Origin of the sequence: Paraburkholderia caffeinilytica, assembly GCF_051027425.1 — a bacterium.
Taxonomy (GTDB): domain Bacteria; phylum Pseudomonadota; class Gammaproteobacteria; order Burkholderiales; family Burkholderiaceae; genus Paraburkholderia; species Paraburkholderia caffeinilytica_A.
This window is the reverse complement of the sequence record NZ_CP186552.1, coordinates 143,019-159,477: the sequence shown is the minus strand read 5'-3', so window position 1 is coordinate 159,477 and position 16,459 is coordinate 143,019. Positions and strand designations below refer to the sequence as shown.

The 16,459-nt window shown below is 62.6% G+C and carries 15 protein-coding genes; 12 read left to right on the top strand and 3 right to left on the bottom strand.

The features are described from left to right. Window positions 1-18: 18 nt before the first annotated feature. The 4 genes from ACOSV0_RS00690 (at window position 19) to ACOSV0_RS00675 (ending at window position 4,919) form a co-directional block, all read left to right on the top strand. Window positions 19-1,416, top strand: a complete 1,398-nt coding sequence (locus ACOSV0_RS00690) for an efflux RND transporter periplasmic adaptor subunit (protein WP_434108087.1) — start codon at window positions 19-21, stop codon at window positions 1,414-1,416. Beyond that, window positions 1,413-2,933 carry an efflux transporter outer membrane subunit gene (locus tag ACOSV0_RS00685; protein ID WP_434108086.1) on the top strand — a complete coding sequence of 507 codons (1,521 nt, stop codon included), beginning with the start codon at window positions 1,413-1,415 and terminating at the stop codon, window positions 2,931-2,933. The genes ACOSV0_RS00690 and ACOSV0_RS00685 overlap by 4 nt, the downstream gene beginning before the upstream one ends. A 160-nt stretch (window positions 2,934-3,093) precedes the next feature. Continuing rightward, entirely contained in the window at window positions 3,094-4,383 is a 1,290-nt protein-coding gene (locus tag ACOSV0_RS00680) for an MFS transporter (RefSeq protein WP_434108085.1), read from the top strand. A gap of 350 nt (window positions 4,384-4,733) precedes the next feature. Next, window positions 4,734-4,919, top strand: a complete 186-nt coding sequence (locus tag ACOSV0_RS00675; protein WP_179707336.1) for a hypothetical protein — start codon at window positions 4,734-4,736, stop codon at window positions 4,917-4,919. Between the two features lie 272 nt (window positions 4,920-5,191). Here ACOSV0_RS00675 and mgrA read toward each other — a convergent pair whose 3' ends face one another. Further along, window positions 5,192-6,235, bottom strand: coding sequence for an L-glyceraldehyde 3-phosphate reductase (gene mgrA / locus ACOSV0_RS00670; protein WP_434108084.1), 1,044 nt, complete (start codon window positions 6,233-6,235; stop codon window positions 5,192-5,194). 216 nt (window positions 6,236-6,451) lie between these two features. Here mgrA and ACOSV0_RS00665 point away from each other — a divergent pair, with 216 nt between their 5' ends. Continuing rightward, on the top strand, window positions 6,452-6,658 hold the full coding sequence (locus tag ACOSV0_RS00665; protein ID WP_434108083.1) for a DUF3185 family protein: 207 nt from the start codon (window positions 6,452-6,454) through the stop codon (window positions 6,656-6,658). Between the two features lie 61 nt (window positions 6,659-6,719). Here ACOSV0_RS00665 and ACOSV0_RS00660 read toward each other — a convergent pair whose 3' ends face one another. Further along, a complete protein-coding gene (locus ACOSV0_RS00660) occupies window positions 6,720-7,481 on the bottom strand; it encodes a phytanoyl-CoA dioxygenase family protein (RefSeq protein WP_434108082.1) in 762 nt (253 codons plus the stop codon). A 461-nt stretch (window positions 7,482-7,942) separates the two neighbouring features. On the opposite strand from ACOSV0_RS00660, the gene ACOSV0_RS00655 reads away from it, so the two are divergent. Beyond that, window positions 7,943-8,311, top strand: coding sequence for a hypothetical protein (locus ACOSV0_RS00655; RefSeq protein WP_434108081.1), 369 nt, complete (start codon window positions 7,943-7,945; stop codon window positions 8,309-8,311). Window positions 8,312-8,579: 268 nt separating this feature from the next. Here ACOSV0_RS00655 and metK read toward each other — a convergent pair whose 3' ends face one another. After that, on the bottom strand, window positions 8,580-9,770 hold the full coding sequence (metK, locus tag ACOSV0_RS00650) for a methionine adenosyltransferase (protein ID WP_434108080.1): 1,191 nt from the start codon (window positions 9,768-9,770) through the stop codon (window positions 8,580-8,582). A 277-nt stretch (window positions 9,771-10,047) separates the two neighbouring features. Here metK and ACOSV0_RS00645 point away from each other — a divergent pair, with 277 nt between their 5' ends. The 6 genes from ACOSV0_RS00645 to ACOSV0_RS00620 all read left to right on the top strand — a co-directional run bounded on the left by ACOSV0_RS00645 (window position 10,048) and on the right by ACOSV0_RS00620 (window position 16,402). Continuing rightward, entirely contained in the window at window positions 10,048-10,932 is an 885-nt protein-coding gene (locus tag ACOSV0_RS00645; protein ID WP_434108079.1) for a lipid A biosynthesis lauroyl acyltransferase, read from the top strand. Between the two features lie 106 nt (window positions 10,933-11,038). Further along, window positions 11,039-11,902 carry a diaminopimelate epimerase gene (gene dapF / locus ACOSV0_RS00640; RefSeq protein WP_434108078.1) on the top strand — a complete coding sequence of 288 codons (864 nt, stop codon included), beginning with the start codon at window positions 11,039-11,041 and terminating at the stop codon, window positions 11,900-11,902. 208 nt (window positions 11,903-12,110) lie between these two features. Then, window positions 12,111-12,830, top strand: coding sequence for a DUF484 family protein (locus ACOSV0_RS00635; protein ID WP_434108077.1), 720 nt, complete (start codon window positions 12,111-12,113; stop codon window positions 12,828-12,830). A gap of 16 nt (window positions 12,831-12,846) precedes the next feature. Continuing rightward, window positions 12,847-13,770: a tyrosine recombinase XerC gene (xerC, locus tag ACOSV0_RS00630; RefSeq protein WP_434108076.1), complete on the top strand. Its 924-nt coding sequence runs from the start codon at window positions 12,847-12,849 to the stop codon at window positions 13,768-13,770. Between the two features lie 98 nt (window positions 13,771-13,868). Continuing rightward, on the top strand, window positions 13,869-15,071 hold the full coding sequence (locus ACOSV0_RS00625) for a class I SAM-dependent rRNA methyltransferase (RefSeq protein ID WP_434108075.1): 1,203 nt from the start codon (window positions 13,869-13,871) through the stop codon (window positions 15,069-15,071). 227 nt (window positions 15,072-15,298) lie between these two features. Beyond that, entirely contained in the window at window positions 15,299-16,402 is a 1,104-nt protein-coding gene (locus ACOSV0_RS00620) for a CobW family GTP-binding protein (protein WP_434108074.1), read from the top strand. Window positions 16,403-16,459 lie beyond the last annotated feature (57 nt).

The window sequence follows — 16,459 nt, the reverse complement described above, 5'->3', positions numbered from 1 at the left end:
TCTGATAGGGGAAGGTTGATGGAAGGAAAACGTCCAGACGGCTCCAACGCCGCGCTCGATCCGTCGAAGGGAAAGCGTACGCGCTGGATCATCGTGGCGGTGGTCGTGATTGTCGTTCTGCTCGCGGCGCAAGGCATCTGGTCACGCCACGATGCACATGCGGCACTCGAGCGCGACGCCGAGCACGCAAGTCAGATGAGCGTCGAAGTCGTGCGTCCGCAGAAATCGACGGCGGGACTCGACCTCGTGCTGCCCGGCAACGTGCAGGCGTTTCTCGACACACCGATTTATGCACGCACCAACGGTTATCTGAAGAAGTGGTACGCGGACATCGGCGCGCATGTCAAGAACGGCCAGTTGCTCGCGGAAATCGACACGCCCGAGGTGGACGATCAACTGCGCGCCGCCCGCGCCGATCTCGCGAATGCCGACGCCAACTATGCGCTCGCGAAAAGCACGGCCGACCGCTGGACCGAGATGCTGAAAAGCAAATCCGTCTCGAAGCAGGAAACCGACGAGAAAGTCGGCGACATGCTCGCAAAGAAAGGCACGCTGGATGCCGCGCGTTTCAACGTGGCGCGCCTCGAGAAAACGCAGTCGTTCCAGAAGGTCTACGCACCGTTCGACGGTATCGTGACGGCACGCAATGTCGATGTCGGCGCGCTGATCGATGCGGGCAGTTCCGGCGGCCCGGCGAAGGAACTGTTTCACGTTGCGCAAGCGGACAGATTGCGCGTGTATGTGAATGTGCCGCAGGCCTACGCGCAGGAGGTTCACGCGCAGCAGACGGCGTTTCTGACGCTGACCGAAACGCCGTCCAGACATTATCCAGGAACGGTGGCGCGCACCGCGGGTGCCGTCGATCCGCAACAACGCACCATGCTCGTTGAAGTCGATGTCGACAATCGCAATGGCGATCTGCTGCCGGGTGCGTACGCACAGGTGCATTTCGCTTTGGGTGCGGGCGCCGCACCGTTTACGCTGCCCGGCAACGCGTTGCTGTTTCGCCCGGACGGCGTGAAAGTGGCCACTGTGGATCCGCAGCACAAAGTGAAGTTGCTGCCGGTTTCGCTCGGAACGGACTTCGGCACACGCGTGGCAATCGCATCCGGTTTGCAAGGCGGCGAGCAGGTGATTCTGAATCCGCAGGATTCGATCGTGGACGGTGCGCCGGTGCGGATCGTGCAGGGCAAAGCGGGGGCTAGTGCGGGCAGCGCAGCGGGGGCTTCGGGTGCAGCAGCAGGCGCGGAGGGCGCTGCGGGTGCCTCGGGTGCAGCAGCAGGTGCGGAGGGCACAGCGGGTGCCTCTGGTGCAACTGCAGGTGCGGAGGGCGCGACGGGTGCCCCGGGTGCAGCTGCCGCAAGCGCGCCAATTGCGCACGTCGCCAGCCTGCAATCAGCGAGGATGTCCTTGTGAGCGCGCCAGTATCACGTTTCCATTCTGGGCCACCGTTTAAACACGGCTCGCTGCTTGCCGTAGCGTCGGTCCTTGTCTTCACGCTCACGGCCTGCACCGTGGGCCCCGACTACGTCAAGCCACCGGCCACCGCCGCCGCGACCTACAAGGAACTCGAAGGCACCGGCTGGAAACCCGCGCAACCCGCGGACACGCTCTCGCGCGGCGCGTGGTGGAACGTCTACGCGGACCCGTCGCTCGATACACTCGAACTGCAGGTCGCCAGCGCGAATCAGAACGTGCAGGCCGCCGAGGCGCGCTTTCGCGCCGCCCGCGCGACGGTTGCGCAATACCGCTCGAACTTCTTCCCTGTGGTCACTGCGAACGGCGATTATTCGCGCGCGCGGACATCGGAGAATGTGCTGCACAAATCGACCGCCGGTCTCACGCTGAACGACTACATCGTGCAAGCCGACGCGTCGTGGGAACCGGACTTGTGGGGCCGCGTGTCGCGCAGCGTCGAAGGTGCGAAAGCCGAAGCACAGGCCAGCGCCGCCGACGCGCAAGCCGTCCTTCTCTCGATGCAGGCCGAACTGGCGACGGACTATTTCGAACTCCGCGGCCTCGATCAGGAGCGTCAACTTCTCGACGACACGATCACGGCCTACAAGGAAGCGCTCGATCTGACGCAACACCGCTACGCCGGCGGCATCGCCACCGACGCCGACGTCGCGCAGGCGCAGACGCAGTTGAAAACCACGCAGGCGCAAGCGCTCGACTTCGGCGTGCAGCGCGCCCAACTCGAACACGCGATCGCGATCCTGATCGGGCAGACGCCCTCGACATTTTCCCTGCCGGTTGCGCCACTTACCGCCGTGCCGGTGGTCGCGGCGGCCGGTGTGCCATCCGCGTTGCTCGAACGGCGGCCCGATATCGCGTCGGCGGAGCGCCACGTCGCCGACATGAACGCGCAGATCGGGGTGGCGACGGCCGCATTCTTTCCGAGCCTGATTTTGTCGGTGACGGGCGGGCTCGAAGCGACCAACTATAGCCAATGGCTGCTGGCGCCGAGCCGGTTGTGGTCGCTCGGGCCTGCACTGGCCGGCACGCTGCTCGATTTCGGCGGACGTGCGTCGGTGAAAGAACAGGCCCGCGCGCACTATGACGAAAGCGTCGCGCAGTACCGCCAGACCGTGCTGACCGCGTTCGGCCAGGTCGAAGACAACCTCGCCGCATTGCGCGTGCTCGAACAGGAGGCCGCCGCCCAGGACGACGCCGTGGCCGCTGCGCAGCGGTCGCTATCTGTCGTGTCGAACCGCTACAAAAACGGCGCGATCACGTATCTCGACGTCGTGGTCGCACAAACCACCGCGCTCACCAATGAACGCAATGCGGTGTCGATCGCACGTCGCCGGATGGCTGCGAGCATCGCGTTAATCAAGGCGTTAGGTGGCGGCTGGGACACGTCTGCGCTGCCGACCGACGAACAGATCGTGCATCCCGCAGCGCCTGCGAGCGAAGCTGCGGCGCATGGTTAGCGGTTGGCAGCCAGTCCCAAACGAAAGCGAAAACCGCGGCGAGCATGTCGTCTGCGCGCGTCATGACAATGCCTCGCTGCGCGCCTCGGCTACCCGTTGAGTTTTTTCAGCGTATCCTTAACTCCTTTGAGTGCTTTGTGCTCCCCAAGGAGATTTTTTCGTGACTGCATCGCCGGAATCCCACCGGACTGCTGCTTCAGCTGTTCCCGCGTCATCCGCTTCTTTTACCTCCGCTGCCGTGCCCGACGTCTCCAACACGCCCTATCTCGAACGCGGCACACGTGCCTATTGGCGCGCCAGCATCGCGCTACTGTTCGCCGGCTACGCCACCTTCTCACTGCTGTATTGCGTACAGCCCTTGCTGCCGGCGTTTTCCACGGCGTTCAACGTCACACCGGCACAGAGCAGCTTGTCGCTCTCACTGACAACAGCCGCGCTCGCGCTCGCCATATTCGTCGCCGGTTTCGTCTCCGAAGGCTGGAGCCGTCACAAGCTGATGACCACGTCGCTCACGCTGTCGGCGCTGTTGACGATCGGCGTGTCGATCGCCCCGCACTGGCATCAACTGCTCGTGTTGCGCACGCTCGAAGGACTCGCGCTCGGTGGCGTGCCCGCCGTCGCGATGGCGTACCTCGCGGAAGAAGTGCACCCCGATGGACTGGGTCTGGCGATGGGGCTGTATGTCGGCGGCACGGCGATCGGCGGGATGGCCGGGCGCGTGATTACCGGCGTCGTCGCGGATCTGTTTTCGTGGCGCGTGGCCATCGGCACGATCGGCGTGCTCGGCATTCTCTCGATGCTCGCGTTTCGCGCGTTGCTGCCGCCATCGCGCCATTTCGTGCCGCGTCGCGGTCTCGGCTTTACCCATCATCGCAGTGCATTGCTGAAGCAATTCACGCGACCCGGCTTGCCCCTGCTGTTTCTGCTCGGCTTCGTGCTGATGGGCAGCTTCGTCACGCTGTACAACTACATCGGTTACCGGCTGCTCGCGCCGCCTTACCTGTTGAATCAGACGGAGATCGGCGCGATTTTCGTCGTCTATCTGACAGGCGTCGTCGCGTCGCCGTGGTCGGGCCGCATGGCCGACACCTTCGGCCGGGCGCGCGTGCTGACCGCCAGCTTGCTACTGATGATGCTCGGACTCGCCCTCACGATGCTCCATCCGATCGCGGCAATTGCAATCGGGATCGCGTGCGTGACGTTCGGCTTCTTCGCCGGACACTCGGTGGCGAGCGGCTGGGTCGGACGCCTCGCGAAAGAAGCCAAGGGGCAAGCGGCCGCGCTGTATCTGCTCGCGTATTACATCGGCTCCAGCGTGGTCGGCTCTTACGGCGGGCACATATGGGCCGGTTATGGCTGGAACGGTGTCGCTGGACTGGTAGCCGTGCTGCTCGTCATCGGTATCGTTGCGGCCACGCGCTTGCGTCAGCGCGAACAGAATGCCGTATGAGAGGACGCGGCTGATCGGTTTCGGGAAAACTGAAGTTGAACGCAGCATGGCATCGACGCTTATATCGGCGGGCCTCGATTAGGCGGAAGCAATCCGCAGCGCATCGATCAGACTTAAAAAGTAAGGCCTGCGTAAGCAAATACTTCATTTTTTACGGCACTTTTGCTGCGCCGCGACAATCGTGGCCGGCCTTGCAGCATTGGGTTCTGCAGCCTGCGAAGACGCGTTGCAGCGCCGCAAAGCGTTGTTATGTTGATCTAACCGTCGCCTATACTCGAATCGAGCGTTGACAGTGCATGACTCCAGAAATCGAGCCACTGTCCGCGCCAGTACTACATAAGGAGACGGGTATGACGACCTATTTCACGATCGGCGATTTTATTCTGGTCATTCCGATGGCGCTGGCCGGCGCTCTGTTTGTCGGCGCACTCCCCTGTAAGACGGAATTTCGGCACAACGTGCTACGCGTGCTTGGCGCGCTTATCGGCGTGGTGTTCGCGGTCGTGCTGGTCGAAGGCTTGCCGGCGCTGGTGTAGCGGGGTCTGGCGGAGACGGCGTGGCCGCTTCGCCGATGGTTCGGTTGACGGAACGCGGCAGCTTCGGCTGCTGCGATGTCTGTGTGCGCCATCGATCTGAACGGCGCCTGCGATCGGAACGCACCGCTACTGTTCACAGCCTTTTCTGTGAGCGTGCGTAACCAGGCTACCTGTCGCCGGAAACCGCTCGCCACTTGGCCACGCCAAACAAAAAGCCGCCTCATCGGCGGCTTTTTTACGTCTACTTCTACGGCACAAAAAGAACCGCAGACTCAGATCGCCTGATCCGTCGACGGTTTTTCCCACAGGTTAATGCCGCCTTCAGTCGCGTAGCGGTCGATCTCCGCGAGCTCTTCCTTCGAGAACGCGAGATTCTTCAAGGCACCGACGTTCTCGCGCACCTGCTCCGCGCGGCTCGCGCCGATCAGCACCGAAGTGACGCGCGGATCGCGCAGCGCCCAGGCCAGCGCCATCTGCGCGAGGCTTTGTCCGCGGCGCTGCGCGATGTCATTGAGCTTGCGCACGTGCTCGATATTTTGCGGGCTCAGATGCTCCTGCTTCAACGAACCGCCACCCGGCTTGTTGACGCGCGCGTCGTCCGGCACGCCGTTCAGATACTTGCCGGTGAGCAAGCCCTGCGCGAGCGGCGTGAAAGCAATGGCGCCCGCGCCGACTTTATCGAGCGCGCCCAGCAGCTCGTGTTCGATCCAGCGGTTGAGCATGTTGTACGCCGGCTGATGGATCAGCAGCGGCACCTTGTACTCGGCGAGCAGCTTGGCCATTTCGAGCGTCTTGGTTGCCGAGTACGACGAAATACCGATGTACAGCGCCTTGCCCTGCTGCACAGCGGTTGCCAATGCGCCGGCGGTTTCTTCGAGCGGCGTATCGGCATCGAAGCGATGCGAATAGAAAATGTCGACGTAGTCGAGACCCATGCGCTGCAGGCTCTGATCGAGACTCGCCAGCACGTACTTACGCGACCCGCCACCCTGTCCGTACGGACCCGGCCACATGTCCCAACCCGCTTTCGACGAGATCAGCAATTCGTCGCGATACGGCTTGAAGTCGTCTTTGAAGAGCCGCCCAAAGTTGGTTTCAGCGCTGCCGTACGGGGGGCCGTAGTTGTTGGCGAGATCGAAGTGCGTGATGCCCAGGTCGAAGGCCGTGCGCAGGATATCGCGCTGCGTGGAAATCGGCGTGGTATCGCCGAAGTTGTGCCACAAGCCTAGCGACAGCGCCGGCAGTTTGAGACCCGACTTGCCGCAGACGCGGTATTGCATGTCCGAATAGCGTTCTGAAGCTGCTTCGTAAGCCATTGCTAGTGTCCTTGATGTTGAAGTCACCCGCCGATCACGGGCGTGAGGAGATCACATGTTGCGGGAGGCGTGCAGATTTTTTTAGGTATGGGTGAAACCAGACCGCTATGGTAGCCAATCGGCGTGATGCCTGCTGACGCCCAGTATGCGGGATGGACGATTGCTTGCGGCCCCCCTACACTTTGGCCGATCAAAGCTTATCGGAGGGGCGGGTTCATGACGAAGGCGATTTCAATCGCGCTGATTGTCGGCGGTATCGTGTTGTTGTATTTCGGCGGCCAGGCATTCAACTCGGTCAGCAGCGAGGTGTCTCGCGTGTTCACCGGATCGCCGACCAACAAGGCGATCATGCTGATTGTGGGCGGCGTTATCGCCACGGTTGCCGGCCTGACCGGCGTGGCCGTTTCCGGACGCAAGCGGTAGAGCGCGGGTTGCCTGCGCGGCGCGAGACCAACGAACGTTCGCGCCGCGCAGGGCAAAGCACTTAAAAAGCAATTTCAGGCTTAGCCGCCGAGCGGGACCCCGGCAGGGGCACATTGCTCGCCCCGTGATAGGTAAACACCAAAGAAAACTTCACCTGATCGCTGATGTTCTTGCCAGCCGAATGCAGCGTGTTGCAATGGAAGAACACCACGTCTCCGGCTTTGAGTTCGGGCGAAACCGCGGTGCGAATCAATGCCTGATTTTCTTCCAGATCGGAGCGGAAAAACTTGGCCTCGTCGAACCGGTCCGAGGTGAAGGCAACGTTGTGCGACTTCGGCACCAGCCATAACGCACCGTTATCGACAGTCTCCGAGCCGACCGCGAGCCATACCGACACCAGATCGTCACGCTCGAACGACCAATACCTCACGTCGCGATGCCAGCCAGTCAAGCTCCCATAAGCAGGATGCTTGGTCATCATGCAATTGTGGTGCGCCCGCGATAAGCGCGGCTCCTCACCGAAGTACAACTCCATCCAGCCGCGAATTTCCGGCGCGGTCGCCCATTGCGCAAAACGCGGATCGCGCCCGTACGCATCCAGCAGCCGGCGAACCGTATGGCCGCCCGGCGCATGCTTCGATTCCGGCGCGCCCGGATAGCGGAGATCCGCTTCGAACTCGATCGGCGCCGCCGCTTCCTGCAACTGCCGTTCCGCAATCTGCTTCAGCTCGTCGCAACGCTCGGGCGACACCAATCCAGGCACAACGACAAATCCTTGCTCCCGCAACGTTTGAATCTGTTCTTTCTTCGAGTGAAGTGACATGGTGTTCCGTTACTTTCGACTGACTGATGCTCGATTGTAAAACGGGCGCGATCGGACTGCGCGCAGTTTCACCTTTCGAAAAGCCAGAGCCTTACGCACTACTTTCACGCGACCTGGCGGTTTGCAAAGCACACTGGCAGGGCAAGCACGCACGATAATCGCCCGCAAAGGGCACGACCCCGACAACGTGCACGTCGCATTACCCCGTAAAAACCCGTATTCGCAGGGTAAAAACCGACTTTCTGACGTCATGAATCGCGTGTAGCCTGCACACATGTTGATCGCTACTCCCGCACTTGTGCGGCGCGCACGCGCCGCTGTGACTGGCTCCGCCGTCCTCCGTGCCCTTTTCCATCGAATTCCGGGCTTTCGCGCCGTCCATCGCGACACCGCCGTTGGCACATTTGGTGCTCCTTCTGGCGCACACTCCGTCGCGCGACACGTTGCCTACTTGTGAAGCCATGCATACTCTTCTGAGCACCCGTCTTACCCGCGCCGCATTGAAAGCGGCGCGTCCGGCGCGCCGCCATGTGGTGCGTGCACTGCGTCACCATGCCACCCGTACTCGCGCACTAGGCGAACAGTGGCGCGAAGCCAAAGCGGTCGACGGCATTCGCACGTGGTTCCACACCTTCTTCTCCGCACTGCGCCTGCAAGGCAGTTCGCGCCGCTTTTCGCTGCGCACGCTGCTGCGCAAACCGACGCCGCTGCGTCTCACCGCTACGCGTAATGCACCGGTCGCCGCTCCCCAGAGCCTGAGCCGCCGTCCGCGCCGCATGTCGACGAATGGCAGCACCGGCTGGTTTGCGTTCGCGTTTGCTAGCCGCTGAGCGAGGTATCGCGAGCGGCTGAGTGAGGCGCTGAATGAGGCGTGGTGTAAGTCGCTGAGCGAAGCGCGGAAGAAGCGGCTTAGTGAGCCGTTGAGCAAGGCACCATGCCTGCGTTGAACGGCGTCATGTCCGCGGTCGGACTGAAACGAGCACATCCCGCTGCGGTGTTCACGCCGTCTTTGCCCTACCGTACAGCATATTCAAAGGCAATAAAAAAACCCCGCCCGGCTCGCGCCGGCGGGGTTTTTTGCTAAAGCGGACTGCGCGCTTATTCTGCAAGCGCGGCAACCGGTTCGGTGCCTGCAGCTTCGGCGAGCACCAGCGCCTTGTCCGTGGCTTCCCACGTGAATTCCGGCTCTTCGCGGCCGAAGTGGCCGTAGGCCGCGCTTTTCTCGTAGATCGGGCGCAGCAGGTCGAGCATCTGGATGATGCCCTTCGGACGCAGGTCGAAATGCTCCAGCACCAGCTTCGTGATGACTGCATCCGACACGCGGCCCGTGCCGAACGTGTTGACCATGACCGAAGTCGGCTGGGCAACGCCGATCGCGTACGACACCTGAATCAGGCAGCGCGACGCCAAACCAGCCGCCACGATGTTCTTCGCGACATAACGGCCGGCATACGCTGCCGAACGGTCGACCTTCGACGGATCCTTGCCCGAAAACGCGCCGCCGCCGTGCGGAGCCGCGCCACCGTACGTATCGACAATGATCTTGCGGCCCGTCAGACCGCAATCGCCTTGCGGGCCGCCGATCACAAACCGGCCGGTCGGGTTCACCAGGAACTTGATGTCGCCCTTGATCAGGTCAGCCGGCAGCGTCGGCTTGATGACTTCTTCGATCACGGCTTCGCGCAGCGTGGCCAGATCGATATCCGGCGAATGCTGCGTGGACAGCACGACCGTGTCGATCGCATGCGGCTTGCCGTCGACATAACGCACCGTGACCTGCGACTTCGCATCCGGACGCAGCCAGGGCAGACGGCCGTCGCGGCGCAGATTCGCCTGACGCTCCACCAGACGGTGCGAGAGGTGGATCGGCAGCGGCATCAATTCCGGCGTTTCTTCGCACGCGTAACCGAACATCAGGCCCTGGTCGCCGGCGCCTTGATCGAGATTGTTGTCGTGCGCACGGTCCACGCCCTGGGCGATGTCCGGCGACTGCTTGTCATACGCCACCAGCACCGCGCAGCCGCGGTAATCGATACCGTAATCGGTGTTGTCGTAGCCGATGCGCTTGATCGTATTGCGCGCGACCTGGATGTAATCGACGTTCGCGGTGGTGGTGATTTCACCGGCCAGCACGACAAGACCCGTGTTGCACAGCGTTTCGGCTGCGACACGCGAGTATTTGTCCTGTGTCAGGATAGCGTCGAGAATTGCGTCCGAGATCTGATCCGCGACTTTGTCGGGATGGCCTTCGGAAACGGATTCGGAAGTGAAGAGATAATCGTTTGCCACGTTGCAGACTCCTGTTTTGTGGTTACGGTTGAGTTTCACGTAGCCAGCTTCGGGAGCCTTGAAGCGGCGACGCTTTAGCGGATTACCTTACCGGCAGGGGCCTATCCCATGGATCGCACCCGCCAGCTTCGCCCCGCAAGTTGTCTATTAACTCGGCGAAGCCCTTATTATAGCGACTTCCTTTGATTGTCACAGAGTGATCACGAGTGCGGTATTACGTCTATCTTTCCGCTTTCCTGAAGGCAACCCGGCACGGCACCCCACAGCGGGGTGCCGCATGCTGAGCCGCTATGGCGCAAAGCTCGCAATCGGGCTGCTTAAATTGTTTGCACTGTTGCCGTACGGTTTCGTCGCCCGCGTAGGCGACGGACTCGGCTGGCTGCTTTACCAGGTCCCGAGCCGGCGCAAGCGCATTGTCCATATCAACCTGAAACTATGCTTCCCCGAATGGAATGACGAGCGCCGCGAAGAGGTTGCCCAGAAGCACTTCCGGCATGCGATCCGCAGTTACGTCGAGCGTAGCGTGCAATGGTTCGGCTCGGCGGAAAAGCTCGAACGGCTGATCCAGCTCGACAGCGAAATCGACCTGACCGATCCGGATCTGCCGCCTACGCTGTTCCTCGGTTTCCACTTCGTCGGTATCGAGGCGGGTTCGATCTTTCTGAATTACTCGCTCAAACGCCAATGCGGCTCGCTGTATCAGCCGATGTCGAACCCGGAACTCGAAGAGGTCGCCAAAGCAGCGCGCGCGCGCTTCGGCGCCGATATGGCGAGCCGTGCCGACAGTGCGCGCATCGTGCTGCGCTGGCTGCGCGACCGCAAGCCGGTGATGCTCGGCGCGGACATGGACTACGGCGCACGCAACTCCACGTTCGTGCCGTTCTTCGGCGTGCCGACCTGCACGTTGACCGCGGTCGGCCGTCTGGCCAAGGTCGGGCATGCCCAGGTGGTGCCGTTCATCGGCGAGGTGCTGCCGAACTACAAGGGCTACCGGCTGAGGGTCTTCAAACCGTGGGACAACTATCCCACCGGCGACGACGACGCCGACGCGCGGCGCATGAACGCCTTCCTCGAAGAGCAGATTCCGCTCATTCCCGAACAGTACTATTGGGTGCACAAGCGCTTCAAAACCCGGCCGCCGGGCGAGCCGAGCGTGTACTGACCGGCTCTTCGAAAAAAGCGCCTGAACGAGAAAATAAAGCGGCAAATAAGGTGGCAAATAAAGCGGCGTTCGGCCCACTTGCAGGCGCGTCACTTACAATAGCGTGATGAAACTGAAATTCACCAAAATGCACGGCGCGGGTAACGACTTCGTCGTGCTCGACGGCTACACCCAACCGGTCAACCTGACGCCGGCGCAGGCGCGCGCGCTCGCGGACCGGCATTTCGGTGTCGGTGCCGACCAGTTGCTGCTGGTCGAGAAGCCCACCGTGGACGGCGTCGATTTCAGATATCGCATCTTCAATTGCGACGGCGGCGAGGTCGAGCACTGCGGCAACGGCGCACGCTGCTTCGTCAAGTTCGTGCGCGACAACGGCCTGACCGACAAGCGCAGCGTACGCGTGCAAGTGCAGAACGGCATCATCCAGCTGACCATGCAGGAAAACGGCGAAGTACTGGTCGACATGAGCTCGCCCGTGTTCGAACCGGAGCGCGTGCCGTTCGCCACCAAAGGCCTCGAAGGCCGCCGCGAGGGCGCGGACACGCTCTGGCCGCTCGACGTGAACGGTGTCACACGCTGGATTTCGGTGGTGTCGATGGGCAATCCGCATGCGGTGCAGGTGGTCGACGACGTCGAGGAATTTCCGGTGCTCGTCGAAGGCCCGGTGATCGAACGGCATGCACGTTTCCCGCAGCGAGTGAACGCGGGCTTCATGCAGATCGTCGGCCGTAGCGAGATCAAGCTGCGCGTCTATGAACGCGGCGCCGGCGAAACATTGGCCTGCGGTACGGGCGCGTGTGCGGCAGTCGCCGCCGGCATTCGCCGCGGGCTGCTGGATGCGCCGGTGCTGGTGCACACGCACGGCGGCAAGCTGACCATCACGTGGGACAGCACGCAAGACGGCGCGCCGCTGCTGATGGCCGGCCCCGCAGCAACTGTCTTCGAAGGCGAGATCGAACTGGCCGACTGATCCGCGCCAGCGCAGTACCCGATTCAACGGCCGAGCAATCGGCCCGGAAAGTACCCGACACCTGGCCTCGAATCTCGAATAGGCCGGTGAAGATGCCGATGAAGCGGCTGGTGAAAGAGCCGGACCAGGCGGCCCTTTCACCAGCCGACCGAACGCATGACCGATGCGCCGCCCGAAGGCGTCGTCCCGTAGTCCTTTAGCCGAAACCATGAACGATCGCGAAGTCGCCGAATATCTGCTCGCCAACCCCGAATTCTTCGCCGAACACGCGGAAATGCTCGCGACGATCCGGCTTGCGAACCCGCACGGCAAGGCCGCGGTGTCGCTGCAGGAGCGCCAGATGGAAATGCTGCGCGACAAGAACAAGCTTCTCGAGCGGCGTCTGGCCGAGCTGCTGCGCTATGGCCACGAAAACGACAGCATCGCGTCGAAATTCAATCGCTGGACCATTCGCGTGATGGCCGAGCGCGATCCGTACGCCTTGCCCCGCACGATTTCCAACGGCTTGCGCGAGATTTTCGATGTGCCGCAGGCCGCGCTGCGCGTATGGGACGTCTCCGAGCCCTATTCACAGGCCGAGTTCGCGCGTCATGTCGGCGAGGAAGTGCGAATCTTCGCGAATAGCCTCACCACACCGTACTGTGGCGCGAACACCGGCTTCGAAGCGGCCCAGTGGCTGGTGCCGGCCGTGTCGGCCGTGAGCGACGACGAGTCCGCAGGCAGCACAGGCGAGTCCGCGCACGTCACCGAATCGATTGCGTTGCTGGCGCTGCGCGACCCCGAAGGGAAGGAAGAAGCGCCCACCTTCGGCCTGCTGGTCATGGGTTCGGCCGACGCACGCCGCTTCCACGACGGCATGGCGACCGATTTCCTGACGCAGATCGGCGCGTTGGCAAGCGCGGCGCTGAGCCGTCTGCTGCCGCGCTGAGCCACGAAAAGCCATCGTGACCGAAGCCGATCCGATCGCCGCCTACCTGTCGAATCTCGAACATGAGCGGCGGCTGTCGGCGCATACACTGCGCGGCTACACCCACGAACTCGAGGAGCTCAAGCTGCTGGCCAAAGGCCGGCCGCTCGAAAGCCTCACTGCCGTCGATATTCGCGGCGCGGTTTCGCGAGCGCATGCCGGTGGTTTGACGGCGCGCTCGATCAGCCATCGGCTGTCGTGCTGGCGAGCGTTTTACCGCTGGTTCGCGGGCCGCGTCGATCTGCCGGCCAACCCGGTCGCCACCGTGCGGGCGCCGAAGCAGGCCAAATCCCTGCCGAAAGCGCTTTCCGTCGACGACGCCACGCGCCTGATGGAGAGCCCGCCCGCCGCGACGCCCGAAGGCTTGCGCGACCACGCGATGCTCGAACTGTTCTACTCGTCGGGCCTGCGCTTGTCCGAGCTGGTCGGCCTCGACGCCCGTTTTGCCGACGCCGGCGGCTACCGTTCCGCGGGCTGGCTCAAGCTCGATTCCGCCGAAGTCGAAGTGCTCGGCAAGGGCAACCGGCGCCGCGTCGTGCCGGTGGGCAGCAAAGCGCTCGACGCCTTGAACGCGTGGCTCGCGGTACGCGACCAGATGGTCAGGCAGGATCCGCATCCGCTGTTTCTGTCCGCGCGTGGTAACCGGTTGTCGCCGAATGTCGTGCGTGACCGTGTGAAGCGCGCGGCGCTGGTCGCCGGCATCCCCGCCAATGTGCATCCGCACGTGCTGCGGCATTCGTTCGCCACGCACGTGCTGCAGTCGAGCGGCGATCTGCGGGCCGTGCAGGAATTGCTCGGCCACGCCAGTATCACCGCCACACAGGTCTACACCGCGCTCGATTTCCAGCATCTCGCGCACGTCTACGATCAGGCGCATCCGCGCGCCAAAAAACGCGACTGATTCCGCTCTTTGCTTCTTGCGGCGTGCGGTCTTCACCTTCGCTTCACCTGCCGTGCGACCCCTGTTCCGCGCGGCCTATTGCTCCTGCTGACACCCTGATGAATATCGTTACGCTCAAACCGTCGAAAGAAAAATCGCTGCTGCGCCGCCACCCGTGGGTCTATGCCAACGTGATCGATCGCGTCGACGGCAATCCCGCGCCCGGCGCGACTGTGCTGGTGCGCGCGCACGACGGCCGTTTCCTCGCACGCGCGGCCTACAGCCCGCATTCGCAGATTCGCGCCCGCGTGTGGAGCTTCGACGAAGCCGAGCCGATCGATCACGCGTTCTTCAAGCGCCGCGTGCAGCGCGCGCTCGCGCATCGTCAAACGATGGTGCACAACACCGGCGCCGTGCGGCTGATTTTCGGCGAAGCAGATGGCCTGCCTGGTCTGATCGTCGATCACTACGTAGCCGAGGACGAAGGCCAGCGCAGCCAACTGGTGTGCCAGTTCATGGCGACGGGCGTCGAAGCATGGAAGGAAGCGATCGTCGCCGCGCTGACCGACGCGACCGGTTGCCCGAACGTCTACGAGCGCTCGGACGTGTCGATCCGCCAGAAGGAAGGGCTCGAGCAGACCACTGGCGTGCTGGCGGGCGAGGCGCCGTCGGAAGCGCTGATCGCGAGCGAAAACGGCGTGCGTTATCACGTCGACGTGCGCAACGGCCACAAAACCGGCTTCTACGTCGACCAGCGCGACAACCGCCTGCTGGTGCAGGAACTGGCGAAAGATCGCGACGTGCTGAACTGCTTCTGCTACACCGGCGGCTTTTCGCTCGCGGCTTTGAAGGGCGGCGCCAAACGCGTGGTGTCGATCGATTCGTCGGGCGACGCGCTCGCGATCGCGCAGCAGAACGTGACGGCCAACGGTTTCGACGCCGAACGCGCCACCTGGCTCGACGCCGACGCGTTCAAAACCCTGCGCCGCCTGTACGACGAGGGCGAACGCTTCGACCTGATCGTGCTCGATCCGCCGAAATTCGCGCCCTCGCGTGAACACGTGGACCGCGCCTCGCGCGCCTACAAGGACATCAACCTGACCGGCCTGAAGCTGCTGCGTCCGGGCGGTCTGCTGTTCACCTATTCGTGCTCCGGCGCGATCGATTCCGAACTGTTCCAGAAGATCGTGTCCGGCGCGGCGGCCGATGCACGCGTCGATGCGCGGATTCTCAAGCGCCTCGGCGCCGGTGTCGACCACCCGCTGCTCACCGCATTCCCGGAAGGTGAATATCTGAAAGGCCTGCTGTTGCAAATTGCCTGATCGCCCATAGCTTCAGGGTTATTTCCCGCGTGCTGCGAAGGGGTTCGCCCCCGCCGCCAGCACCGGCTTGACAGATATGTTTCAATATCCGGCTAGATCGGGTTGCGCGCCGTCAGGCTGCCGCGCCCGGCAAACCGGATTCGCAGACGAATTCGTTGCACATTTCGCGCTGCACATTTCGCGCGGCACTTTTCGATTACGCACAGACTTACGTAAAGGCGACCACCATGATCCCAGTCACCATCCTGACCGGCTTTCTCGGCAGCGGCAAAACCACCCTGCTCAAGCGCATCCTGAATGAAAAGCACGGCATGAAGATCGCCGTGATCGAGAACGAGTTCGGCGAAGAAAACATCGACAACGAAATCCTCGTGCAGGACACGAGCGAGCAGATCATCCAGATGAGCAACGGCTGCATCTGCTGCACGATCCGTGGTGACCTGTCGCGCGTGCTGGGCGATCTGGCGGCGAAGAAGCAGTCCGGCGAGCTGGATTTCGACCGCGTCGTGATCGAAACCACCGGTCTCGCCAATCCGGGCCCGGTCGCGCAGACGTTCTTCATGGACGACCAGATCGCCAACGAATTCCTGCTCGACGCGATCATCACGCTGGTCGACGCGAAACACGCGAACCATCAACTGGACGAGCACGAAGTCGTGCAGCGCCAGGTCGGCTTCGCCGATCGCCTGTTCATCACGAAGTCCGATACGGTCGACGAAAAGCACGTGGGCGATCTGCGCCACCGTCTGCTGCACATGAATCCGCGGGCGGCGATCAAGATCGTCAATTTCGGTGAAGCGGACATCAAGGAAATCTTCGACCTGCGCGGCTTCAACCTGAATTCGAAGCTCGAGATCGATCCGGACTTCCTCGCCGAAGACGAACATGCGCACAACCACGCTCACGCGCATGACGAGCACGGCCACACCCATGCCGATCACGATGGCCACGATCACGAAAACTGCGATCACGACCACGGCAAGTGCGACCACGAAGGCCACGACCACGCGCATCACCATCACGCGCACCATGACGACAAGATCAAATCGTTCGTCTACCGCAGCGACCGCCCGTTCGATCCGAACAAGCTCGAGGACTTCCTCGGCGGCATTCTGCAGATCTATGGCGAGCGCCTGCTGCGCTACAAAGGCGTGCTGTATATGAAGGGCGTCGACCGGAAAGTGGTGTTTCAGGGCGTACATCAGATGATGGGCAGCGATCTGGCCGCGAAATGGCAGCCGATCGAGAAGAAGACCAACAAGATGGTGTTTATCGGCATCGAACTGCCGCAAGACCTGATCACCGACGGCCTCGACGCCTGTCTGGCGTAAGCATCACGCCTGCCGCGCCATGCAAGTCGCATGGCGCGCGGCGGGTTGGAGCACCCT

Bases quoted from the DNA above. Each gene is read 5' to 3' on its own strand.
- ACOSV0_RS00655 (WP_434108081.1), top strand. From the start codon at position 7,943: ATGCATACTCTTCTGAGCACCCGTCTTACCCGCGCCGCATTGAAAGCG.
- ACOSV0_RS00660 (WP_434108082.1), bottom strand. From the start codon at position 7,481: ATGTCACTTCACTCGAAGAAAGAACAGATTCAAACGTTGCGGGAGCAA.
- ACOSV0_RS00620 (WP_434108074.1), top strand. From the start codon at position 15,299: ATGATCCCAGTCACCATCCTGACCGGCTTTCTCGGCAGCGGCAAAACC.
- ACOSV0_RS00675 (WP_179707336.1), top strand. From the start codon at position 4,734: ATGACGACCTATTTCACGATCGGCGATTTTATTCTGGTCATTCCGATG.
- dapF (WP_434108078.1), top strand. From the start codon at position 11,039: ATGAAACTGAAATTCACCAAAATGCACGGCGCGGGTAACGACTTCGTC.
- ACOSV0_RS00625 (WP_434108075.1), top strand. From the start codon at position 13,869: ATGAATATCGTTACGCTCAAACCGTCGAAAGAAAAATCGCTGCTGCGC.
- ACOSV0_RS00690 (WP_434108087.1), top strand. From the start codon at position 19: ATGGAAGGAAAACGTCCAGACGGCTCCAACGCCGCGCTCGATCCGTCG.
- mgrA (WP_434108084.1), bottom strand. From the start codon at position 6,235: ATGGCTTACGAAGCAGCTTCAGAACGCTATTCGGACATGCAATACCGC.
- ACOSV0_RS00665 (WP_434108083.1), top strand. From the start codon at position 6,452: ATGACGAAGGCGATTTCAATCGCGCTGATTGTCGGCGGTATCGTGTTG.
- ACOSV0_RS00645 (WP_434108079.1), top strand. From the start codon at position 10,048: ATGCTGAGCCGCTATGGCGCAAAGCTCGCAATCGGGCTGCTTAAATTG.
- ACOSV0_RS00635 (WP_434108077.1), top strand. From the start codon at position 12,111: ATGAACGATCGCGAAGTCGCCGAATATCTGCTCGCCAACCCCGAATTC.